This window comes from Pelagibacterium halotolerans B2 (genome assembly GCF_000230555.1).
GTDB classification, from domain to species: domain Bacteria; phylum Pseudomonadota; class Alphaproteobacteria; order Rhizobiales; family Devosiaceae; genus Pelagibacterium; species Pelagibacterium halotolerans.
In genome coordinates, this window is the sequence record NC_016078.1 from 1,474,389 (window position 1) to 1,495,426 (window position 21,038).

Here is a 21,038-nt window from a genome sequence, read left to right on the forward strand (position 1 = left end):
AAAACAACGACTTGGAGGATTTCCGCGATTAAAAGAGATGCGGAAAGCCTCTCAAACGACGACCCGCCCCAGTGATGGGACGGGTGCCTGAAATAGTGTGGTTATCTGTAAAGCCAAGCCCGACGGCGAAGTCAACCGCGCGATGCGCGCTCGATCTCCTGGGCGATGAGCCGTTCCACCATTGAGGGCAGGTTTTCCTCGAGCCACTCCTTGAGCATTGGCCGCAACATCTCGCGGATCATCGCTTCGATGGTCAGCCCGCTCGCGCCCAGCGCCATGTCCGGCACCGCCTTGGGGCCGCCGAGTTTGGCAAAGGCGTTCTTTACCGCCGCGCTGGTCGCGGGCTCCAAAAGCTCGTCGGCAAGGTCGCCGCTCAGTTCGGGGTCGGGCATCGGCGCTGCCTGGGCAAAGCTGGGCTTGGCCCTGGGTGTCGGCTGCGGATCGATTGCGGTCTCATTGGCTGGCTCGGCGTGCGCCTTTCGCGCCGCGGGCTCCTCGTCCTTGTCCATCTCGAACGCGACATCGTCGGGAACCACGAGTTCGGCGGCGGCATCGAGGCTGGCCGCTGAAGGCATCTCTTTTTCAGCGGCTTCGGGCTCGTCTTCCGCGTCCTGGGCAGCCGGCTCCACGATCTGTTCAGGCGAAAGCGCCAGCGGGGTCACCGTGTCGTCGTCATCGTCGCTGAACGGGTCGATCTCGGCAGCCGAAGGCATCTGAACCGGCTCGGGCGCGGGAACGGGCTTGGGGCCTGCCTTTGCAACCGGCATCTTCTGGGTCGCCGCCTCGTCGTCATCGGCAATGATCTGCCGGATCGACGATAAGATTTCGTCCATTGTCGGTTCTTTTGATGCCGGCTGGTTCATGTCTGCCCCGATCTCGTTCTGGCCGCTCGGCCGGTACTCCATACAACCCGAAAAACGGCGCGTGACCGTTGATTCGCTTTACAGCACCTTAACGCGGGAGCCCGGCGCACGAAAAGGGAAACGCCCCGGCGAGGGGGCGTAATCCACGGAAAAGCAGCACTATAGGTATTCTAGCGTAGGTTGCCCCACGCATCGGCGGGCGCTGTCGGTGCGGCCGCGGGAACCACGACATCGCCCTCGGCCGTCCGCGGCTGGACCGGCAGTCCGAGATCCTGGGCCGTCAACGTTCCCATCGCCGCAATCAGCGAATAGGCGGCGATCGTGCGCTGCGATTGCGCCGAAATCAGCGTTTCTTCGACCGAAGCGACAGAGGCGCGCGCATCGAGCACGTCAAGCGTCGTCGCCTGTCCCAATTCATTCTGGTCGATGGTTGCCTGCAGTGCCAGCCGGCTGGCCGCGACGGCAGCCGTCGCCGCCTCGATCTGCGCAGTCGCCGCCTGAACGCCTGCCCAGCCCTGCCGCACCGCCTCGACGATCTGGTCGCGGGTTGCAAAGCCCTCGAGCTGGGTCTGGATCTGGCCGATATTGGCCTGCTCGACGGAAGGATCGCGCGTCGGCGTATAGATCGGCACGCTCAGCCGCAGGCTGATGCTGGCCTGGGTGGCAACAGTGCCCGCGGTCCACCCCCCTGCGCCGACCTGCCCGGTCAACGAAAGGTTCGGCCCGAAGCTCGCCAGCGTTTCCTCATAGCCATATTGCGCCGCCCGCAACTGCGCGGCCGAGGCCAAAAGGGCCGGGTGGCCGCTATTGGCCCGCGCCAGCGCCGCATCGAGCGACCCCGGCAGCAAAGATGAAAAATTATAGCCGCCCGAAAGGCTTCCCGGCGCCTGGCCCACCCAGCGCTGATAATTGGCCTCGCTGGTGCGCAGATCGTTGATCGCCGCCTGATAGGCCGCCGTCGATTGCGCAAGACTCGCCTCGGCCTGCGAAACTTCCAGTTGGGTGCCTTCGCCCAATTCGAGCCGGTCGCGCGCCGATCCCACCTGCGCATCGACGAAGCCGACGCTCTCCTGGCGGATTTCGACGATCCTGCGGTTGGCAACCACGTTCACATAGGCCTGGATCACCGAGAGCAGGACGTTCTGCTCGGTATTTTTGGCACCATACACCGCCGCATCATATTGCGCCTCGGCGCCGCTGATCGCCGCGCTGCTCGCATTGTTGTCGAAAAGGGTCTGGCTGTAGCCGAGCCCGATGCTGTCCGATGTCGACCAGCTCTGCCCGCCGGGCGCCCAGGTCGACGTCGCCCCGATGCTCGCTTCGGCCCCGATCGTGGGCAGCATCGCCCCCTCGGCGGCGATGATTCCCTGCCGGGCCGCTCTTACCGAAAGGAACGAACTGGCGATTTCGGGATTGTTCTCGTACGCATAGGCCATCGCCGATGTCAGGCTTTGCGCCTGGGCCGACGAGACCAGCCCCATCAGTGCAATGACGCTTACACTCAAAACATAATTAAATTTCATTGCCCAGCGCCTCCAGCGCCGCCCCAATTTAGGGCTGCGCCACCCTGCTTTCAACGCAAAACCAACGCATTGTCCAAACTTTAATGTCGGTAAGATTCAACTCGTTGCGAGTCGGTAACAGTGCGCGCGGTGTCGCACGGCAACATTGCAGCAATGTTACGCCTGCCCCAGGGCTCAGAAAACGAACGCCGGCGCGGCCCCGAAACGTCCCAGCACGGGCAGGCTGGCATTAAAGCTCGGCAGCGGCGCCACATCATTGCCGGTCTTGACGTAGAGATGGGCAACCGCCGAATTTCCCGTGCCGATCACGGCGACCAGCCGTCCGCCGTCACGCAGTTGGTCCAGCAGCGCCCCGGGCACCACGTCGACCGCGCCTTCAAGGATGATCACGTCGAACGGCGCTTCCTTGGCCACCCCGTTCTCGATCGGGCCCGACACCGCCGCCGCATTGCCGATATCGAGGTCCGAGAGGATATCGTTGGCCCGTCCGGCCAGAACCTCGTCGCTTTCCAGCGCCACCACCGCATTGGCCAGCAGCGAGAGCACTGCTGTCGAATACCCCGTCCCGCAGGCCACATCGAGCACAACGTCCTGGCTGCCGACCTCGGCAAGCTGCACCAGCCGTGCAAAATCGGCCGGCGAGGCCATCGTCCGGCTGGCCGAAAGCGCGATAGGCTCGTCGCTATAGGCAAAATCGGCATGGGTATCGGGCACGAATTTCTCGCGCGGAATGCGGTTCATGGCGTCCAGAATGCGCCAGTCGGTGATTCCGCTGGTCCGCAACTGGTTGTCGACCATCGTCCGGCGCGCGCGCGAAAAATCCATAGTCAATCGCCTTCCTGCTCTGGAGCTCCTGCCCGGTCAATACCGCCGCCCGCCAGCCGACGCAAGGCTTTAGGCGATCAGTTTCGGCGCTGCCGCCACCAGCGTGCGCGTATAGGCGTGTCTTGGATCGTTGAGCACCCTTTCAGTCGCCCCCTCCTCGACGATCCGCCCCCCTTCCATCACCAGCACCCGGTCGGTTATGGCCCGCACCACCTGCAGGTCGTGGGCGATGAACAGATAGGCGATGCCCGCCCGCTGCGAAATCTCCGCCAGCAGATCGAGCACCTGCGCCCGGATCGACACGTCGAGCGCCGACACCGCCTCGTCCAGAACGATCAGCGCCGGTTCGATCACCAGCGCCCGCGCAATGGCGATCCGCTGCCGCTGCCCGCCGGAAAACTCGTGGATATAGCGGTCCGCCGCCTTCGGCTCGATCCCCACCGATTCGAGCACCCGTGCCACAAGCGCCGCCCGCTCCCGTCCCCTTGGCGCATCGCGGCCCAAAAGGTGCAGCGGCTCGGCCACCAGCCTTGCCACCCTATGGCGCGGATCGAACGATCCATAAGGGTCCTGAAACACCATCTGCATGTCGCGCAGTGTCAGCCGCGCCGCCCGCCCGGCGCGTTCAACGTCGCGCCCCGCAAAAACCACCCGCCCCGCATCGAGCGGCTCGAGTCCCAGTATGGCCCGCGCCAGCGTCGATTTCCCGCTCCCGCTCTCGCCCACCAGCCCCACGCTCTCGCCACGGCCAATGGTCAGGCTCACCCCGTCGAGCGCCCGAAAAACCCTTTTCGGTCCCAGCGAAAAGCCCGACCCAAGCGGATAGTCCCGCCTCACCTCCTCGACCCGCAACAACACCTCACCGTCCGCACCGCGCTCCCGGACCGGAACATGCGTGCTCGCCGCCAGCAAACGCTGGGTATAAGGGTGCTGCGGCGCATCGATCAGGCGCCGCGCCGGTCCGCTCTCCTCCACCTTGCCGTCACGCAGCACGGCAATCGTATCGGCCATCTGCGACACCACGGCCAGATCGTGGGTGATCAGCATCAGGGCCATGCCTTCCTCACGCACCAGCCCGGCCAGCAGGTCGAGAATCTGCGCCTGCGTCGTCACGTCCAGTGCCGTGGTCGGCTCGTCGGCAATCAAAAGCCTGGGCCGCAACGCAATCGCCATGGCAATCCCCACGCGCTGGCGCTGCCCGCCGGAGAGTTCATGCGGGTACCGCGAGGGCGAAATCGTCGCCCCCGGCAGCCCCACCCTTTCGAGCGTTTCCGCCGCCAGCATGCGCGCCTCGGCTCTCTCCAGGCCGCGATGCACCCGCACCGTCTCTGCAACCTGATCCCCGATGGTCATCAGCGGATTGAGCGCCGTCATCGGTTCCTGAAAGATCATTCCCATGGCCTGCCCGCGCAGACCGTTCATCTCACCTTCGCCTGCGGCAACAAGGTCGCGCCCGTCGAACCCGATCTTCCCGGTCAGCTTCGCTCCGCCCGGCAACAGCCGCATGATCGACAGCGCCGTCAGCGACTTTCCCGATCCCGATTCGCCCACCAGCCCCAGAACCTTGCCCGCCCCGATCTCGAGCGACACATCATCGAGAATCCGCGCGTCCCCGATTGTCAGCCCCAGTTTTTCGATCCTGAGAAGGCTCATCGACCCGTCCTCCCCAATCTCGGGTCGAACCAGTCCCGCAGCCCATCGCCGAGCAGGTTCAGTCCCAGCACCGAAAACACGATTGCCAGCCCCGGCACCAGTGCAACATGCGGCGCCAGCGAAATCATCGTCTGCGCCTCGGCCAGCATCCGCCCCCAGCTCGGCAGGGGTGGCTGCGCCCCGAGCCCCACATAGGCCAGCCCCGCCTCGGCCAGTATCGCCAGCGAAAACTGGATCGTCGCCTGAACGATCAGCATGTTGCCGATATTGGGCAGCACATGTTCGAGCGAGATCAGCGCCCTGCCCTTGCCCGCCACCCGCGCCGCCATGATGAATTCGCGCTGCCATACCCCCATCGCCGCCCCGCGCGTCAGCCGCGCGAAAACCGGAATGTTGAAAATCCCGATAGCGATGATCGCGTTGATCGCCCCCGGCCCGAACACAGCGGTAATCAGAATGGCAATGATCAGCGCCGGAAATGCGAACACAAGATCGTTGCCGCGCATGATGATGTCGTCGAACGCCGATCCCGCCCGTGCCGCCGCCATAAGCCCCAGCGGCACCCCAGCCGCCATCCCCAGCCCGACCGCCACCAGCGCCACGGCAATCGATGTCTGCGCGCCCACAAGGATCATCGATACCATGTCGCGCCCGAAATGGTCGGTCCCCAGCCAATGGCCCGGTCCGGGCGGCAACAGCCGCTCTCCGACCGCGATCAGCGTCACGTCGTAAGGCGTCCAGAACAGCGACAGCAGCGCCATCGCGGCCAGAGTCGCGGTCAGCACCGCACCGACAACCAGCCCGGCCCTCATCGCGTCCCCCGCCGCAGCCTCGGATCGACCGCCGCATAGGCGATATCGACGGCAAACGTCACAAGGATCACCGCAAAAACCAGGATCATCACCACCGAACGCACGACGATCAGATCGCGCGCCGTGATCGCCTGAAACGCCAGCCGCCCCAGTCCGGGCAAGTAAAAGACGTTCTCGATGATGATCGCCCCGGCCAGAAGGAACGAAAACTGCAGCCCCATGATGGTCAGCACCGGGATCAGCGCATTGCGAAACGCATGCCGCCACAACGCCTGGCTCCGCGTCAGCCCCTTGGCCCGCGCCGTGCGCACGTAATCCTCGTCCAGCGTATCGAGCAGGCTCGAACGCATCACCCGCGCCAGTATCGCCGCCTGCGGCAACGCCAGCGCGATCGCCGGCAAGGTCAGCGCCATCATCGCCGCGCCCGGATCGTCCCAGCCGGGAAACCCGCCCGAGGAAAACCAGCGCAAGGTGACCGAAAACAGCAGCACCAGCAGCATGGCAAACCAGAAGTTCGGCAGCGCAATGCCGATCTGGGTCAGCCCCATGGTTCCGGCATCAATGGGAGAATTGCGGTTGGTCGCCGCCAGCACGCCCAGCGGTATCCCGATCAGCGTTGCCAGCACCAGGGCATAGACCGCCAGCGGAATGGAAACCCACAGCCGCGCCGCGATCAACTCGATCACCGGCGTTCGATAGGTGTAGCTGATCCCGAAATCGCCGCTTGCCATCCCGACCAGCCAGCTCCAGTAGCGCACCAGCACGGGCGCATCGAGCCCCAGTTGCGCCCGCAACGCCGCCAGCGCTTCGGGCGAAGCGTTGAGCCCAAGCATGAATCGCGCCGGATCGCCCGGCAGCACTTCAAGCACGAAAAAGATCACGACGCTGGCAACCAGCAGGCTAACGACCAGCGAAACAGCGCGGCGCAGAACGAAATTCAGCATATCGCTACCCCGGCTCTAGGCCAATCGACACTCAGGCGTTTCTGGATAGCGTTGCGCTGGATTGCGGAATGACAGGGTGAGTTTGAGGCAACACGTCCCTCATACCTCCAACTGTCATCCCGGACTTGATCCGGGATCCAGCGGCACTTCCACAATATCGATTGGCCCTGGGTCCCTCGCCCGATCAATTGGCCCAATACACTCCGGTCAGATCGGTCGCCTGCGTCGGTGCGTTCACCCACAACCCCTCCAGGCCCGCATTCTGCACCCCCGCCTTGGCGAGCTGGAAGATATAGGCGTTGACGAAATTCTCCGAGATATTGCGCTGCAGATCGCCCAGCAATGCATTGCGCTCCTCGGGCTCTGTCGTGCGGGTCAACTCGTCCCACAGCGCCACGAACTCGGGCGCCCCGTAGCCGAAATAATAGTCTTCGCGGCCATAGATCTCGATATCCATCGGCTCGGTGTGCGAAATCACCGTCAGGTCGAAATCGCCCTCGCCAAACACCTGTTCGAGCCACTGAGCCCATTCCACATTGACGATTTCCGTCTCGATCCCCACGTCGCGCAATTGCGCCGCGATGATTTCCCCGCCGCGCCGCGCATAGACCGGCGGCGGCAGCGCCAGCGAAAGCCGCAAGCCGCTCACCCCGGCTTCAGCCAGCAATTCCCGTGACCGCTCCGGATCGTATTCCGACAAATCGGTCAGATCGACATAGGCCGGGTGGTGCGGCGCAAAATGCGTCCCGATCGGCGTGCCATACCCGAACATCGCCCCGTCGATCACCGCCTGCCGGTCGATGGCATGGGCAATCGCTTCGCGCACGAGAACATTATCCAGCGGTTCGCGCCGGTTGTTCATGGCCAGGATCGTTTCCCCTTCGGTGGTCCCCACGACAACCTCGAAGCGGGGGTCCGTATCGAGTTGCGCCAGCGTTTCGGGTGCCGGAAACACGGGAAACGTATCGACATCCTCGGCCATCATCGCCGCGAACGCCGCCGTCGGGTCGGAAATGAACCGGAATGTCGCGCGCTCAAGCAGCGCCGGCCCGCCCCAATACTCCTCATTGCGCACCAGAGTGACGCTGTCGCCCTGCCGCCAGTCTTCGAACCGGAACGGTCCCGTCCCCACCGGAGCGGTGGCATTTGTTTCAGCACTCTCGGGCGCCACGATCACCGCGTCGCCCCAGGCCATGTTGAAGGGAAAATTGCCGTTGGGCTGGCTCAGCGTCACCACAACCGTCAGATCGTCGCTCGCCTCGACACTCTCGATATCGGCGAACAGGAATTTCTGCGCATTGACCGAATCCCCGGCCCGCGCCCTATCGAGAGAAAACGCCACGTCGTCCGCCGTCAGCGCCGATCCGTCATGGAAACTCACGCCCTCGGCCAGATGGAAGGTGTAGGTCAGCCCGTCCTCGGACACGTCCCAGCTTTGCGCCAGAGCCGGGAGAATATCGCCATCCGGCCCGAATCGGGTCAGCCCTTCAAAGACGTTTGCGTAAACCACCTCGTCGATGGCCGCCGCCGCGTTTGAAGTCGGGTCAAGATGGGGCGGTTCGAGCACCAGCCCCACCACGATATCGCTCCGCTGCGCCATGGCGGGCATGGCCGCCAACACTGCAAAGGCCAAAATCGCTGTTGCACGAATGACTTGGCGCATTCCTCTTTTCCCTTCCCTTAAAGGTTCGGGCTTCCATTTCCCCGGCGGGCCCGCCCGTTTCACCCATAAGCCGGATGGCGCCTATCGGCAACACTGCGCCTCGGATCGGGAACATTTCGTAACGATTGGACATTGTCCTTGCATTCGCCATACTTATATTGGCATCGATTGGCCAACGATCACGAGGGTTTGCTATGGCCCACAATGAAAATTCCTTTTTCGACCGCCTCCGCATCCGGCGGGCCGAGGCCGCTCTGACGGCGACCGAACCGGTGTGGGTGGAGAACCTGCGCGATTTCGGGCTGATGGCGTCGGGCGTCTATCAGGATTTGCGCGGCGACACGCGCGAGAGCTTCATGCACTTCCGCCGCTGGCTGAAAGCGGGCTTTCGCAAATTCGGGTCTCGCGACTGAAATCATTGAACACCGAAACAACGGCCGGGATCATTTCCCGGCCTTTTTCGTTGTGCCAGTGCACCTTGCGGGGAGCAAACTCACAAGCATCGAGGATTCCAGTATGCCAATATTGAAAACCACCCTTGGCGGTATCGCCCTTGCCGCCTCTATTGCCCTTGCGGGCTGTTCGGCCACCGTCACCCCGCCCGACACCTCAATGCCGCCCCCGGTCGATTGCGGTGCGGAGGCTCTCGCGGGCAAGACCGGACAGCCGGTCATCGGCAGCACGGCCCAGGATGTGCGTGTGGGTGGCGAGCCGATCAACGCTGCCGGCACCGTCCGCGTCATCACGCCCGGCATGGCCGTCACCCAGGATTTCCGCGCCGACCGTCTCAATCTCGAGGTCGACGCTTCGGGCAATCTGGTCCGTGCCTATTGTAGCTGATACCGGGATTGGATTCGTCCGGTCGGGCGCCACGCGCGCCCGGCCGGCTCTGTGACCTTATGGCAACTTTGTGATGCCCCCGCGCTCTTCCCAATGAAACCGGGGTCCCCTCTGCCGCATTTCCCTCCTGATTTGAGGAGACCATAATGCGCCAGCTTGTTTTTGCCCTGTCCTTTGCCCTTTTCAGCGCCACCGGCGCACACGCCATCGAATGCCTCAACGGCCAGTCCGCCGACATCCTGCGCCTTGAAAGCTGGGACTTGCTCGATGGCGACGATAACGGCGAAAAGACCATCAACATCGCCCTCCACCACGACGGGTCCGTCGGCATTCGCCTGATCGACGCCACGGTGCGCTTTGAGGACGTGCTGGGCGAACGCATCGGCGAATTCCCCCTCGAACGCGCCGACGGTATCGGCGCCGGGGCCGGCTACATTCTCAATGACGTGATTGCCGGTACGGTATTGGAGCGCCTGGAAAGTCTTCATCCCGACGACGTCATGGGCATCGTCTGCGTCCGCGCCCTCGTTTACGAGGATGGAACGCTCGAAGAATTCGCTTCCTGATCTCATGCCCCAAAAAAACTGGAGCATCCGCCCGGCGTTGGCCAAACGGATGCTCATTGGCTGAACCGCCTACAAATTTGGGGGCTCGCTGGCGATTCAGACCTTCGGTAACATGTTCGTGAAATGGGGCAACAGCGCGGCCATGAAAAGGCAATTCCAAGGAAGCGAAAACATGACCGTCACCGAACGCTCAACTCCATACAATTTAGGGGGTAAATACCCCAAATGTTGCGCACATCATTGGCGACCCCCAAAATGCAAAAAAACGCCACCGAAAGGCAGCGCTGCATCATTGAATTTATAGAGAAAGTGGCGGGAGTGACGGGGCTCGAACCCGCGACCTCCGGCGTGACAGGCCGGCGCTCTAACCAACTGAGCTACACCCCCTTGTGACCCCGAAGCGCTCCGGCCCCGGCAAGGTGGGCTTCGTTTAGCGGGGTCCCCGGACCAAGTCAAGCGACTTGCGATCCCCTTTTGTGAAGAATTTTTGATCGTCGCTCAAACCGCCCGGCAACCCCTTGCTTCCCAAACCAAAATTCCCTGCAAAACCTTGATTTTTCTAGTGGCTTTTCCCCCGCTCCAGACCTGTCACAAGCACCGCTCTGCTGATAAAATCCAATGTGGAAATCGGCGATAAGGAATCTTCATGCCCGAACGGATCGAAATCACCGCGTCCCTTTCAATTCCCCTCTCGGAAGTGGAATTGAGCTTCGTGCGCAGTTCCGGTCCCGGCGGGCAGAACGTCAACAAGGTCGCAACCGCTGTCCAGCTCCGCTTCGACGCCGCCGCGTCCCGCTCCCTGCCCGATGCCGTCCGCACCCGCCTCATCGCGCAGGCCGGGTCCCGAGCGACAAAGGACGGCGTTATCGTTCTGACCGCCGACCGCCATCGCACCCAGCCTCTCAACCGCGAAGATGCCATCAATCGCCTGGCCGAAATGATCCGCGCCGCAACCCAAATTCCCCGCAAACGCCGCGCCACAAAGCCCACGCTCGCCTCGAAGCGCCGCCGCATGGACGCCAAAACCCGCCGCGGCGCCATAAAGGCCATACGCGGCAGCAAGCCGGGGTTTGACTGATTGTTAGCCTAGAAAAGCTGCGCCACTGCCTGCGAGATGGCATCGACGGCCAGCTCGGCCCAGATCAGAAACAGGGCCAGCACGATTACCGCGCAAGCGAAGAGGCGAATAACCGGATCGCGCAGTCGCCGCCAGGCGAAGTCCAGCGCAACGCCGGTCGCGAACACAAGCGCCCCCATAACGACAAAGTCGAGCGGCCCCCAGTTCCAGCCCTTCCCTTCGATGCCGCCATCGCGAATGGTCAGGAACAACGGGATCAGGAGCAGGAGCCCAGTACCGATTGCAATATTGAGATAGCGGTTGCCCGTCATGACTGCCTCCAGGGAACGCCATATATCGATCTCCCGCTGTGGCAGGAGAATGGCAAGGGCAGAACGGAGAAAGAATGGTGGGCGATGACAGGCTCGAACTGCCGACATCCTCGGTGTAAACGAGGCGCTCTACCAACTGAGCTAATCGCCCTTGCCCGCCTGAGCGGAAAAAGCCGGGTCTTGGTCGTCCCGGTCGTGCAAAATGCCGCGCCTGATTAAGCGCAAAGCCCCTTCCCGTCAATAGCGGGATCGGCATGCCGGAGAGGCGGAAACGGAAAGACCCCGGACGGGTGTCCGGGGCCAAACCATACTGAAGCCCCAATGGCTTAGTTCAGCGCGTCCTTGAGGCCCTTGCCGGCCTTGAACTTGGGCTGGGTCGAAGCGGGAATGTCGATTTCCGCACCGGTGGCCGGATTGCGGCCCTTCGTGGCCTTGCGCTGGGTAGCAGCGAAAGTGCCGAAACCGACGAGGCGAACTTCGTCTCCACCCTTCAGAGCGGCGGTGATGGCTTCGAAAACAGCATCAACCGCTGCCGCCGCCTGGGCCTTGGTGAGATCAGCCTTTTCGGCGACAGCCGCGCTCAGATCGTTCTTGTTCATAGCGTTTCCTCACAATGATATGCCCATCCTAACGGGACGAGCGGAAGCGGCATCACCCTTTTACGATTCCGGGGCAAAAGCAAGGAAAACTGCGGGATTCTCGGCGTTTTGGGCCGCAAAACGGGGGAAAATGCCGGACCTTGTCAGCAATGTGGCAAGGTCCTCGCGCAATTGTTAACACATCATGCGAAAAAAGCGCCTCTCCGCCGGTTTACGGGCCTTTCCACCGAATCACCAGTCTTTGCCCTCTTCATCGCGCTGCATCGGCCAAAACAAAACGGCGCCCCTTCCGAGGCGCCGTTTCAAAACGTCGTTGGCTTGGCGTTGCCCGTTAATGCGGCAACGCGGCTCCGGTGTCGTCGCCTTCGGCCGCTGGCAGGGGCTTGGAATCATCCTCGAAGGTCCATTCGATGGCCTGGGGCATCTCGACCAGCGCATGCTCGAGCACCTCGCCCATCCGGCTCACCGGCACGATCTCCAGTCCTTCCTTCACATTGTCGGGAATGTCCTTGAGGTCGCGTACGTTCTCTTCGGGGATCAGCACTTTCTTGATGCCGCCCCGCAGAGCCGCCAGCAGCTTCTCCTTGAGCCCGCCGATCGGCAGCACCCTCCCACGCAGGGTGATCTCGCCGGTCATGGCAACGTCGTGGCGCACAGCAATGCCCGTCATCACCGAGACGATCGCAGTGGCCATGCCGATACCGGCCGAGGGTCCGTCCTTGGGCGTCGCCCCTTCGGGCACGTGCACGTGGATGTCGCGCTTGTCGAACAGCGGCGGCTTGATACCGTATTCGAGCGCCCGGGCCCGCACATAGGTCGCGGCAGCCGAAATCGACTCCTTCATCACGTCCTTCAAATTGCCCGTCACCGTCATCTTGCCCTTGCCCGGGCTCATGATCCCTTCGATGGTCAGCAACTCACCGCCCACGGCAGTCCAGGCGAGTCCGGTCACCACACCGACCTGCGGCTCGGCATCGATCTCACCATAACGGAACCGCGGAGCGCCGAGATATTCCTCGACCAACTCGGGTGTGACGACGATCTTCTTCTTGCCCGTCAGCAGGATATCCTTGACCGACTTGCGCATCAGGTTGGCGATCTCGCGTTTGAGGTTACGCACCCCGGCCTCGCGGGTATAGCGCCGCGTCAGAAGCTGCAGGCTCTCGTCCAGCAGTTCGAACTCCTCGGCCTTCAGCCCATGCTCCTTAAGAGTTTCGGGCATGAGGTGCCGGCGGGAAATTTCCCACTTTTCCTCGTCCGTGTACCCTGAGAGCCGGATGATCTCCATACGGTCGAGCAGCGGCCCGGGAATGTTGAGCGTATTGGCCGTCGTCACGAACATCACGTCCGAAAGGTCGAAATCGACTTCGAGATAGTGATCGTTGAACGTCGAGTTCTGCTCCGGATCGAGCACTTCAAGCAGCGCCGAGGACGGATCGCCCCGGAAATCCTGGCCCATCTTGTCGATCTCGTCGAGCAGGAACAGCGGATTGGCTTTCCCGGCTTTCTTGAGCGACTGCACGATCTTGCCGGGCATGGACCCGATATAGGTCCGCCGATGGCCGCGGATTTCCGCTTCGTCACGAACGCCACCCAGACTCATGCGCACATATTCGCGCCCCGTCGCCTTGGCGATCGAGCGGGCCAGAGAGGTCTTGCCGACGCCCGGAGGGCCGACAAGGCACAGGATCGGACCCTTGAGCTTGCCGGTCCGGCTCTGCACAGCAAGATACTCGATGATGCGTTCCTTGACCTTTTCGAGGCCATAGTGATCGCTCTCGAGCACATCCTCGGCGAACTTCAGGTCACGCTTGACCTTGGATTTCTTTCCCCAGGGCAGGTTCAGCATCCAGTCGAGATAATTGCGCACGACCGTGGCTTCGGCGGACATCGGGCTCATCTGCTTGAGCTTTTTCATCTCGCCGTCAGCCTTCTGACGCGCTTCCTTGGAGAGCTTGGTCTTGGCAATGCGGTCCTCGAGCTCCTGAAGCTCGTTGGTGCCGTCCTCGCCATCGCCCAGCTCGCGCTGAATCGCCTTCATCTGCTCGTTGAGATAATATTCGCGCTGGGTCTTTTCCATTTGGCGCTTGACCCGGCTGCGGATACGCCGCTCGACCTGCAGAACGCCGATTTCGCCTTCCATGAGGCCCAGAACGCGCTCCAGGCGCTCGGTGACCGACGGGGTCGCCAGAATGTCCTGCTTGTCCTGGATCTTGACGGCCAGATGGCTGGCAATCGTATCGGCCAGCTTTGAATGCTCTTCGATCTGGGTCACTGCCGCGACCACTTCGGACGAAATCTTCTTGTTGAGCTTGACGTAGTTCTCGAACTCTGTGACCGCCGAACGCGCGAGCGCCTCGGCCTCGAGGGCATCGTGCCCCTCGACCGGCAGGGCCTCTGCCTGTGCCTCGAAATAATTCTCGGTCTGCACATAGTTCTCGATCTTGGCCCGATGCAGCCCCTCGACCAGCACCTTCACGGTGCCGTCGGGCAGCTTGAGCAGTTGCAGCACCGATGCGATCGTTCCGATCTCATAGATGCCATCGGGTTCGGGGTCGTCTTCCTGGGCATTCTTCTGGGTAACGACCAGGATATGCTTGTCCTCGCGCATCACCTCTTCGAGCGCGCGTACGGATTTCTCGCGCCCAACGAACAGCGGCACGATCATCGAGGGAAACACCACGATGTCGCGCAGCGGCAGGACGGGATATACCTTTTCGCGGTCGAACGGGACTGCCGAGGCTTTGGTGTCGGACATGGACTATCCTTTCGCAGTTGCCGGGAGGGAGGAGGAAACCGGCAACCTGTAGTGTGTTGCGCCCCAGTGTGCGCCTCACCCGTTAGGGATTGGCTAACCGAAGCGACTCTTCGCCCACTAAGATAGGGCAATAGCGGCGCTCTACAAGCGCGGCGGCGCAATTTCCCGTGTGCAGATCGAAATGTCCGGCATGCAAGGGCTGCATGCCAACCCGTTACACAGCCTTCCCGCTCTACAGCAACTCGTCATAGGCCGACTCGCACAACTCGAGCTGGGCCAGGAAGCTCTCGTCATCCTCCATGGTCAGGTCGTAGGCGCCGCTGTCGAACACCGACCAGATTTCGTCGACCTCCTCCTGGCGCAGCCCGTGATCCTCGAGCAGCACGGTATCGATATCGGCTCCCAAATCGAAGGCGAGGTCCTCATAGTGCGCCATATCCTCGCTACCCTCGTCGTAATAATAGGACTCCTCGAAAAACAGCGCGCTGCACCAGATCGCCTGGATCAGGCTCTTTGGCAGGTCCTGGACCAGCTTGGTCTGTGGTTGCGCAATCGCACCACCCGCACCGGCGAGCACCAAGATGAGTGAGAGCGGCAACAGATACCGGAAAAATTTCATACGTTTCGTCCCCTGTCCAAATTGGCGCGCCAGGCCACCTTACAACCATAGCAAGCGCTGCGCGTTGCCGTAAACGCCCTGCCTGCCATTCGCTGGCAAATCTGCCGCCCCGGATCCCGGAAACAAAAAAGGCCCGGATGCGTCCGGGCCTTTTTCAAATTTTGAACTGCCGTCGCCCGATCAGGCACCCGACTTCATGTCTTCCTTGGCCCGCTCGGCGTAGATGTAGAGCGGACGCACGTCCTTGTTCTCTACAACTTCCTGGCTGATGACCACTTCCTCGACTCCTTCGAGCGAAGGCAGGTCGTACATGGTATCGAGCAGGATCGCCTCGAGGATCGAGCGCAGGCCGCGCGCACCCGTCTTGCGGGCGATGGCCTGGCGGGCAACCGCCTTGAGCGCGTCCTCGTGGAAGGTCAGTTGCACGTCTTCCATCTCGAACAGACGCGCGTACTGGCGAACCAGGGCGTTCTTGGGTTCGGATAGAATCTGGACCAGAGCATCCTCATCGAGATCTTCGAGCGTGGCAATCACCGGCAGACGCCCGATGAATTCCGGGATCAGCCCGAACCGGACCATATCTTCCGGCTCGACTTCGGCAAGGACGTCGCCGACCCTGCGGTCGTTGGGGTCCTTGACAGCGGCTGTAAACCCGATCGAGGAGTTCTCGCCCCGTGCCGCTATGACCTTTTCCAGCCCCGCAAAGGCGCCACCGCAGATGAACAGGATGTTGGTCGTGTCCACCTGCAGAAATTCCTGCTGCGGATGCTTGCGGCCGCCCTGGGGCGGAACCGAAGCCACGGTGCCTTCCATGATCTTGAGCAGCGCCTGCTGCACGCCCTCGCCTGAAACGTCGCGGGTGATCGAAGGATTGTCCGATTTGCGCGAGATCTTGTCGACCTCGTCGATATAGACGATCCCGCGCTGCGCCTTGTCGACATTGTAGTCGGCGGCCTGCAACAGCTTGAGAATGATGTTTTCGACATCCTCGCCCACATAGCCGGCTTCGGTCAGCGTGGTGGCGTCCGCCATGGTGAACGGCACGTCGAGAATGCGCGCCAGCGTCTGGGCCAGCAGCGTCTTGCCGCAACCGGTCGGACCGATCAAAAGGATATTGGACTTGGAAAGCTCCACATCCTGATTCTTGGTCGCGTGGTGCAGGCGCTTGTAGTGGTTGTGCACGGCCACCGAGAGCACGCGCTTGGCGCGCCGCTGGCCGATAACGTAATCGTCGAGCACTTTGCAGATGTCGGCCGGGCTCGGCACGCCATCTGCGGACTTGACCATCGAGGTTTTCGATTCCTCGCGGATGATGTCCATGCACAACTCAACGCATTCATCGCAGATGAATACGGTGGGTCCGGCGATCAGCTTGCGGACTTCGTGTTGGGATTTCCCGCAGAACGAGCAGTAAAGCGTGTTCTTTGAGGATTCTCCGCTCGAATTTTCCTTGGACATCTAGCAGCTCCAGAAGCGTTGCAAACGCTTGGTTCAGTTTCGCCGATTTTAGAACGCTACCCGACGACGCGTGAACAATTTCTCACTCTGACCATAAAGATCGTTCCGCCGGGGCGCAATCGGCACGGACGCTTTCTCCAGCGCCCGTTGCCTGTGTTCGATAATGGGCGTTTATGCCCCGCCTTCGGGCACCGCCCGCTTCTCGTGAACGTGGTCGATAAGGCCGAGTTCCTTGGCCTCCTCAGGCGAAAGGAACTTGTCGCGCTCGAGCAGGTCTTCGACCTGTTGATATTCGAGCCCGGAATGCTTCACGTAGATTTCATTGAGCCGGCGCTTGAGGTTCTCCGCCTCGCGGGCGTGAATCATGATGTCGGTCACCTGCCCCTGATAGCCGCCCGAAGGCTGGTGCACCATCACGCGGGCATTGGGCAGCGCGCCGCGCATGTCCTTTTCGCCTGCGGTCAAAAGCAGCGATCCCATCGATGCCGCCTGCCCCATGCACAGGGTCTGAACCTTGGGACGGATAAACTGCATGGTGTCGTAGATCGACAACCCCGCCGTCACCACCCCGCCAGGCGAGTTGATATACATGGCGATTTCCTTCTTCGGATTTTCCGATTCGAGGAAAAGCAGCTGCGCGACGATCACCGAGGCCATGTTGTCCTCGACCACGCCGGTCACGAAAATGATGCGCTCACGCAGGAGGCGCGAATAGATATCGAAGGCGCGTTCGCCGCGATTGGACTGCTCGACCACCATCGGCACGAGCGTGTTCATGTATAGATCGACGGGATCTCGCATGTTTTGGGTAACTCCCCCGGAGAAAAGGATTCGGCTTGTCGGCCAGATAGCAAGCGATTGCTGCTTAAAGGACGGTTAAGCGTCACATAGGCTTGGCCGCGTTCAACTTCAATAGCAAGCCCAAGCGTGGCCCTATTGTGGCGCATGCTTAACGCTCGCAGCCTTTCCACATGGTCACTTGAAACTGGTGGCCACGCCCTTCTTGCGGAAATAAGCCTGCATGAGTTTGCGGCCCTGCCTGTTGGGCTGAGCAAGCCTGGACGTCTCGAAGACCGCTTCCTTGACGCCCTCCCGTGCCATGGCACCCTTGAGTGCTGCAATATGAAGGTCGATGTCCTCATTGTCATTTTGAAGCGAAGCATAAATTGCGTCGATCGCTTGTGAAACGGTCATGTCGCTCACGATAAATAGTCTCCGAATTGATCCGGCCCATACCTAAAGAATTTCTGGGCATGGGCAAGACCGGACCATAGGCATGAAGCATTTGCCGGATTAGTCTGCTCCAAAAGAAACAAAGAGCCGCAAACCCATGGCAGCCATAGTTCAGGTCCGACCCGTCACCGATGTGCCCGACGGCCTCAGCGCCAGCGCCCAACCTTCCGATCCCGCATTCTTCCAGAACCCCTACCCGTTCTACGCAGCACGCCAGGCCACCCATCCGGCATTTTTCTGGTCCGAGTACGGCCATTGGTGCTTCGCCGATTTCCCTACAGTCAGCGCCCTCCTCCGCGACCGGCGATTCGGTCGTGACATTCTCCACGTCGCCACACGCGAGGAAATCGGCCTGCCTCAGCCCAAGCCCCACACAGCCGATTTCGACCTCACCGAGAAATACTCTCTCCTTAACCTCGAACCGCCAGCCCATTCGCGGTTGCGCACCCTGGTCAACCGCGCCTTCGTCTCCCGCCAGGTCGAACTGCTGCGCCCCCGCATCGCCGATCTTGTCCACTCCATCATCGATGATTTTGAGGACCAGGGCGGCGTCGAGTTGATAAGGGCCTTCGCCGCCCCCATTCCCGCGATCGTTATCGCCGAGATGATCGGTCTGCCCGCCGAAATGGCGCCGCAACTGCTCGACTGGTCCAACCGCATGGTCCGGATGTACATGTTCGACGTCAGCCACGAGACCGAACGCGACGCCAACCGCGCCGCCGCCGACTTCACCGCCTATCTGCGCCAGGCCATCGCCGAGCGCCGCAAACTGCCGCGCGAGGATCTGCTCAGCCACATGATCGCTGCCGAACAGGGCGGTGAGCGCCTGAGCGAGGACGAAATGCTCTCGACCGCCATCCTGCTGCTCAACGCCGGACACGAAGCGACCGTTCACACCACCGGCAATGCCGTAAAGGCGATCCTTGAAAGCGGCTACGATCCTCGCATGCTGTTCGCCGATGATACAGCCACCGCCGCTACGGTAGAAGAAGCCCTGCGCTTCGATGCGCCATTGCACATGTTCACCCGCTACGCGCTCGAGGACCTCGACTACAACGGCATCGCCCTGCGAAAAGGCGACGTGATCGGTTTGATGCTCGGCGCCGCCAACCGCGACCCCAACCGCTTTACCAACCCCAACACCTTCGATCCCCTGCGCACCGACGGCGCCAATGTCAGCTTCGGCGCCGGCATCCATTTCTGCATCGGCGCTCCGCTCGCCCGGCTCGAAATGCAGATCGCGCTGAAAATCCTTTTCGAGCGTCTGCCCAAGCTTCGCCTGACCGCCCCGCCCCGCTACGCCGATATCTATCACTTCCACGGCCTGGAACGGCTGGACGTGAGTTGGTGAGCAACTGACTCTTAATCAGCGGCCCTGGCCCGGCAAACCCACCACAATCATCCCCAACCTGATCCGGGACCCCGTAGCCGCCAGCGCAGATGGTTCTGGCCAAGGCCTTTCCTCCTGGATTGATTCCGGGACAGCGACGCGGGCAATGCCACGGCCTTCCCCATTACCACAACCGTCATCCCGGACTTGATCCGGGATCCAGTACACTCAGCGCCTGAAGCAGAAACCCTGCCGATCGTATGCCGGTTTCGACCTAAAGCCCCGCCCCCGACAGATCGGCCAGCACCTCGGGAATCAAACCCGGCAGGTCGTCCGCCACCATCCCCGGCTTGCCAAAAAGCTGCGCCGCCCGCCCGTGAATATAAGCCCCGGCGCATGCAGCCTCAAAGCTGCCCATGCCCTGTGCCACCAGGCCACCGATCAGTCCCGCCAGCACATCGCCCGCTCCGGCGGTTGCGAGCAACGGCGTTCCCGTGGTGTTGACCACGGCGCGCCCCTGCGGATGCGCGATCACCGTATCGGCGCCCTTGAGCAGCACGATTGCGCCCGCCCGCTCCGCCGCGGCAATCGCCCTTTCCGTCTTCGCCCCCTCGATTTCACTAAACAGCCGCGTGAACTCTCCCGCATGCGGTGTCAGAACCACGCTTTCCGGCGCCCGCCTGCCTATGGCAGCGAACAGCGCGTCCGGCTGATCGGCAAAACTGGTCAACGCGTCGGCGTCCAGCACAAGCCGCGCATGGCTCTCGAGCGCCGCCAGAACCATTTGCCGTGTCGCCTCGCCGATACCGGCGCCCGGCCCGATCACCAGCGCATTCTTGCGTGTGTCCTCGAGCATTGCGCGCAATGCCGGGGCATCGCCGATGTCGGCAAGCATGATCGCCGTGACGTGAGCGGCGTGCACCAGCAGCGCTTCGCGTTCACCGGCAATTGTCACGAGCCCCGCCCCGCTGCGCGCGGCGCTGAGCGCCGAAAGTCGGGCCGCGCCCGTGTGCAGCGGATCGCCCGACACCACGACGCAGTGGCCCGCATCGAATTTGTGCTCCTGTGCCGTTCTGACCGGAAGGGTCCAGAGCCTTGGGTCGTTCTCGAACAGTTTGATGTCGATCTCCGCCAGAACCGCGTCGGGAATGCCGATATCGGCCAGCAGCACTTCGCCGCACAACCCACCGCCCGGCAACAGCAAATGGCCCGGCTTGTGCCGGAAAAATGTCACCGTCAGGTGCGCGCGCACAGCAACGCCGCGCACGCCCCCCGTCGCTCCGTCGACGCCGCTGGGCATGTCGACGGCCACAATCCTTGCGCCACTCTCATTGATACCGGCAACCAGGTCGGCCATTTCTCCCTCGACGTCACGCGACAACCCTGCGCCAAGCAGCGCATCGACGATGATGCCGAAATCTTCGCACATCGCGGGCACCGCCGTTTCGACGGTCCCACCCCACATCCGCGCCATCATGGCGGCATCGCCATCGAGATCGGATTTGGCACAGGTCAGCCCCAAGCGCACCGGCCACCCGCGCTCCGAGAGCAGGCGCGCGACGACAAAGCCATCACCGCCGTTATTGCCGGGACCGCACAACACGAGCACCGGCTGCAACGGAAATCGCTGGCTCACCTCATAGGCGACGGCCTGCCCTGCATTCTCCATCAATGTCAGCGAATTGACGCCGCTCTCGATCGCCAGCCTGTCGGCCATGGCCATCTGTCTTGGGGTCAGCAGGTCCTGCACCTTCAACTCCGGTTTCAATCGGCAGCACCATCCCCCCGATACGGCCTGCAATCACAAACAAATAGGGCCCCGCAAAGGTTGCGGAGCCCTATTCAAATAGTGAGTTCTGTGTCGATAACGTGGCCGTTACCGAACGCCGTCGATCAGTGATCGTGATCGTCGTCGATCCGGAGCGCTGCCAGGAAAAGTGGAAACCGCTTTTCCGGTTCGGCA

General features: G+C 62.1%; 20 protein-coding genes and 2 tRNA genes. 5 read left to right on the forward strand and 17 right to left on the reverse strand.

Going from position 1 to position 21,038, the window contains the following annotated elements:
* Window positions 1-131: 131 nt before the first annotated feature.
* The 7 genes from KKY_RS19540 to KKY_RS07240 all read right to left on the reverse strand — a co-directional run bounded on the left by KKY_RS19540 (window position 132) and on the right by KKY_RS07240 (window position 8,283).
* The gene (locus tag KKY_RS19540) at window positions 132-833 is read right to left on the reverse strand and encodes a DUF2497 domain-containing protein (protein WP_158308061.1); all 702 of its coding nucleotides are present in this window, start codon (window positions 831-833) and stop codon (window positions 132-134) included.
* A 200-nt stretch (window positions 834-1,033) separates the two neighbouring features.
* Window positions 1,034-2,386: a TolC family outer membrane protein gene (locus KKY_RS07215; protein ID WP_014130659.1), complete on the reverse strand. Its 1,353-nt coding sequence runs from the start codon at window positions 2,384-2,386 to the stop codon at window positions 1,034-1,036.
* 174 nt (window positions 2,387-2,560) lie between these two features.
* On the reverse strand, window positions 2,561-3,211 hold the full coding sequence (locus KKY_RS07220) for a protein-L-isoaspartate O-methyltransferase family protein (protein WP_014130660.1): 651 nt from the start codon (window positions 3,209-3,211) through the stop codon (window positions 2,561-2,563).
* A 69-nt stretch (window positions 3,212-3,280) separates the two neighbouring features.
* A complete protein-coding gene (locus KKY_RS07225; protein ID WP_014130661.1) occupies window positions 3,281-4,864 on the reverse strand; it encodes an ABC transporter ATP-binding protein in 1,584 nt (527 codons plus the stop codon).
* The gene (locus KKY_RS07230; protein WP_014130662.1) at window positions 4,861-5,676 is read right to left on the reverse strand and encodes an ABC transporter permease; all 816 of its coding nucleotides are present in this window, start codon (window positions 5,674-5,676) and stop codon (window positions 4,861-4,863) included. Before KKY_RS07230 ends, KKY_RS07225 begins: the two co-directional genes overlap by 4 nt.
* The gene (locus tag KKY_RS07235) at window positions 5,673-6,620 is read right to left on the reverse strand and encodes an ABC transporter permease (RefSeq protein ID WP_014130663.1); all 948 of its coding nucleotides are present in this window, start codon (window positions 6,618-6,620) and stop codon (window positions 5,673-5,675) included. Before KKY_RS07235 ends, KKY_RS07230 begins: the two co-directional genes overlap by 4 nt.
* 184 nt (window positions 6,621-6,804) lie before the next feature.
* Window positions 6,805-8,283: an ABC transporter substrate-binding protein gene (locus KKY_RS07240; RefSeq protein ID WP_014130664.1), complete on the reverse strand. Its 1,479-nt coding sequence runs from the start codon at window positions 8,281-8,283 to the stop codon at window positions 6,805-6,807.
* A gap of 194 nt (window positions 8,284-8,477) precedes the next feature.
* On the opposite strand from KKY_RS07240, the gene KKY_RS07245 reads away from it, so the two are divergent.
* From KKY_RS07245 to KKY_RS07255, 3 genes are all read left to right on the forward strand, one after another.
* Window positions 8,478-8,696, forward strand: coding sequence for a hypothetical protein (locus KKY_RS07245; RefSeq protein WP_014130665.1), 219 nt, complete (start codon window positions 8,478-8,480; stop codon window positions 8,694-8,696).
* Window positions 8,697-8,799: 103 nt separating this feature from the next.
* Window positions 8,800-9,123 (forward strand): I78 family peptidase inhibitor, encoded by a 324-nt coding sequence (locus tag KKY_RS07250; RefSeq protein ID WP_014130666.1) that lies wholly within the window; start codon window positions 8,800-8,802, stop codon window positions 9,121-9,123.
* A 146-nt stretch (window positions 9,124-9,269) separates the two neighbouring features.
* Entirely contained in the window at window positions 9,270-9,689 is a 420-nt protein-coding gene (locus KKY_RS07255; RefSeq protein ID WP_014130667.1) for a hypothetical protein, read from the forward strand.
* A gap of 310 nt (window positions 9,690-9,999) precedes the next feature.
* Here KKY_RS07255 and KKY_RS07260 read toward each other — a convergent pair.
* Window positions 10,000-10,076: transfer RNA gene (locus KKY_RS07260), tRNA-Asp, on the reverse strand.
* Window positions 10,077-10,335: 259 nt separating this feature from the next.
* Between KKY_RS07260 and arfB the strand changes: the two genes are divergently transcribed.
* A complete protein-coding gene (gene arfB, locus KKY_RS07265; RefSeq protein WP_014130668.1) occupies window positions 10,336-10,767 on the forward strand; it encodes an alternative ribosome rescue aminoacyl-tRNA hydrolase ArfB in 432 nt (143 codons plus the stop codon).
* Between the two features lie 8 nt (window positions 10,768-10,775).
* Here arfB and KKY_RS19965 read toward each other — a convergent pair whose 3' ends face one another.
* The 8 genes from KKY_RS19965 to KKY_RS07305 all read right to left on the reverse strand — a co-directional run bounded on the left by KKY_RS19965 (window position 10,776) and on the right by KKY_RS07305 (window position 17,706).
* Complete coding sequence (locus tag KKY_RS19965) at window positions 10,776-11,078, reverse strand: hypothetical protein (RefSeq protein WP_014130669.1); 303 nt, start codon at window positions 11,076-11,078, stop codon at window positions 10,776-10,778.
* A gap of 75 nt (window positions 11,079-11,153) precedes the next feature.
* Window positions 11,154-11,229: transfer RNA gene (locus KKY_RS07275), tRNA-Val, on the reverse strand.
* Between the two features lie 175 nt (window positions 11,230-11,404).
* Window positions 11,405-11,677 carry an HU family DNA-binding protein gene (locus KKY_RS07280; protein WP_014130670.1) on the reverse strand — a complete coding sequence of 91 codons (273 nt, stop codon included), beginning with the start codon at window positions 11,675-11,677 and terminating at the stop codon, window positions 11,405-11,407.
* Between the two features lie 331 nt (window positions 11,678-12,008).
* The gene (gene lon / locus KKY_RS07285; protein ID WP_014130671.1) at window positions 12,009-14,435 is read right to left on the reverse strand and encodes an endopeptidase La; all 2,427 of its coding nucleotides are present in this window, start codon (window positions 14,433-14,435) and stop codon (window positions 12,009-12,011) included.
* Window positions 14,436-14,667: 232 nt separating this feature from the next.
* Entirely contained in the window at window positions 14,668-15,054 is a 387-nt protein-coding gene (locus tag KKY_RS07290) for a hypothetical protein (protein ID WP_014130672.1), read from the reverse strand.
* Window positions 15,055-15,234: 180 nt separating this feature from the next.
* The gene (gene clpX / locus KKY_RS07295; protein ID WP_014130673.1) at window positions 15,235-16,512 is read right to left on the reverse strand and encodes an ATP-dependent Clp protease ATP-binding subunit ClpX; all 1,278 of its coding nucleotides are present in this window, start codon (window positions 16,510-16,512) and stop codon (window positions 15,235-15,237) included.
* A 171-nt stretch (window positions 16,513-16,683) separates the two neighbouring features.
* Window positions 16,684-17,313: an ATP-dependent Clp protease proteolytic subunit gene (locus tag KKY_RS07300; RefSeq protein ID WP_014130674.1), complete on the reverse strand. Its 630-nt coding sequence runs from the start codon at window positions 17,311-17,313 to the stop codon at window positions 16,684-16,686.
* Between the two features lie 174 nt (window positions 17,314-17,487).
* Complete coding sequence (locus tag KKY_RS07305; RefSeq protein WP_014130675.1) at window positions 17,488-17,706, reverse strand: hypothetical protein; 219 nt, start codon at window positions 17,704-17,706, stop codon at window positions 17,488-17,490.
* Window positions 17,707-17,842: 136 nt separating this feature from the next.
* Here KKY_RS07305 and KKY_RS07310 point away from each other — a divergent pair, with 136 nt between their 5' ends.
* Entirely contained in the window at window positions 17,843-19,096 is a 1,254-nt protein-coding gene (locus KKY_RS07310; RefSeq protein ID WP_014130676.1) for a cytochrome P450, read from the forward strand.
* Between the two features lie 253 nt (window positions 19,097-19,349).
* On the opposite strand, the gene KKY_RS07315 is transcribed toward KKY_RS07310, so the two are convergent.
* The gene (locus tag KKY_RS07315; protein ID WP_014130677.1) at window positions 19,350-20,825 is read right to left on the reverse strand and encodes a bifunctional ADP-dependent NAD(P)H-hydrate dehydratase/NAD(P)H-hydrate epimerase; all 1,476 of its coding nucleotides are present in this window, start codon (window positions 20,823-20,825) and stop codon (window positions 19,350-19,352) included.
* Window positions 20,826-21,038 lie beyond the last annotated feature (213 nt).

What these genes read in the sequence shown, in the direction of transcription:
- KKY_RS19540 (WP_158308061.1), bottom strand. Translation starts at nt 833, where the DNA reads ATGGACGAAATCTTATCGTCGATCCGGCAGATCATTGCCGATGACGAC.
- KKY_RS07215 (WP_014130659.1), bottom strand. Translation starts at nt 2,386, where the DNA reads ATGAAATTTAATTATGTTTTGAGTGTAAGCGTCATTGCACTGATGGGG.
- KKY_RS07220 (WP_014130660.1), bottom strand. Translation starts at nt 3,211, where the DNA reads ATGGATTTTTCGCGCGCGCGCCGGACGATGGTCGACAACCAGTTGCGG.
- KKY_RS07225 (WP_014130661.1), bottom strand. Translation starts at nt 4,864, where the DNA reads ATGAGCCTTCTCAGGATCGAAAAACTGGGGCTGACAATCGGGGACGCG.
- KKY_RS07230 (WP_014130662.1), bottom strand. Translation starts at nt 5,676, where the DNA reads ATGAGGGCCGGGCTGGTTGTCGGTGCGGTGCTGACCGCGACTCTGGCC.
- KKY_RS07235 (WP_014130663.1), bottom strand. Translation starts at nt 6,620, where the DNA reads ATGCTGAATTTCGTTCTGCGCCGCGCTGTTTCGCTGGTCGTTAGCCTG.
- KKY_RS07240 (WP_014130664.1), bottom strand. Translation starts at nt 8,283, where the DNA reads ATGCGCCAAGTCATTCGTGCAACAGCGATTTTGGCCTTTGCAGTGTTG.
- KKY_RS07245 (WP_014130665.1), top strand. Translation starts at nt 8,478, where the DNA reads ATGGCCCACAATGAAAATTCCTTTTTCGACCGCCTCCGCATCCGGCGG.
- KKY_RS07250 (WP_014130666.1), top strand. Translation starts at nt 8,800, where the DNA reads ATGCCAATATTGAAAACCACCCTTGGCGGTATCGCCCTTGCCGCCTCT.
- KKY_RS07255 (WP_014130667.1), top strand. Translation starts at nt 9,270, where the DNA reads ATGCGCCAGCTTGTTTTTGCCCTGTCCTTTGCCCTTTTCAGCGCCACC.
- arfB (WP_014130668.1), top strand. Translation starts at nt 10,336, where the DNA reads ATGCCCGAACGGATCGAAATCACCGCGTCCCTTTCAATTCCCCTCTCG.
- KKY_RS19965 (WP_014130669.1), bottom strand. Translation starts at nt 11,078, where the DNA reads ATGACGGGCAACCGCTATCTCAATATTGCAATCGGTACTGGGCTCCTG.
- KKY_RS07280 (WP_014130670.1), bottom strand. Translation starts at nt 11,677, where the DNA reads ATGAACAAGAACGATCTGAGCGCGGCTGTCGCCGAAAAGGCTGATCTC.
- lon (WP_014130671.1), bottom strand. Translation starts at nt 14,435, where the DNA reads ATGTCCGACACCAAAGCCTCGGCAGTCCCGTTCGACCGCGAAAAGGTA.
- KKY_RS07290 (WP_014130672.1), bottom strand. Translation starts at nt 15,054, where the DNA reads ATGAAATTTTTCCGGTATCTGTTGCCGCTCTCACTCATCTTGGTGCTC.
- clpX (WP_014130673.1), bottom strand. Translation starts at nt 16,512, where the DNA reads ATGTCCAAGGAAAATTCGAGCGGAGAATCCTCAAAGAACACGCTTTAC.
- KKY_RS07300 (WP_014130674.1), bottom strand. Translation starts at nt 17,313, where the DNA reads ATGCGAGATCCCGTCGATCTATACATGAACACGCTCGTGCCGATGGTG.
- KKY_RS07305 (WP_014130675.1), bottom strand. Translation starts at nt 17,706, where the DNA reads ATGACCGTTTCACAAGCGATCGACGCAATTTATGCTTCGCTTCAAAAT.
- KKY_RS07310 (WP_014130676.1), top strand. Translation starts at nt 17,843, where the DNA reads ATGGCAGCCATAGTTCAGGTCCGACCCGTCACCGATGTGCCCGACGGC.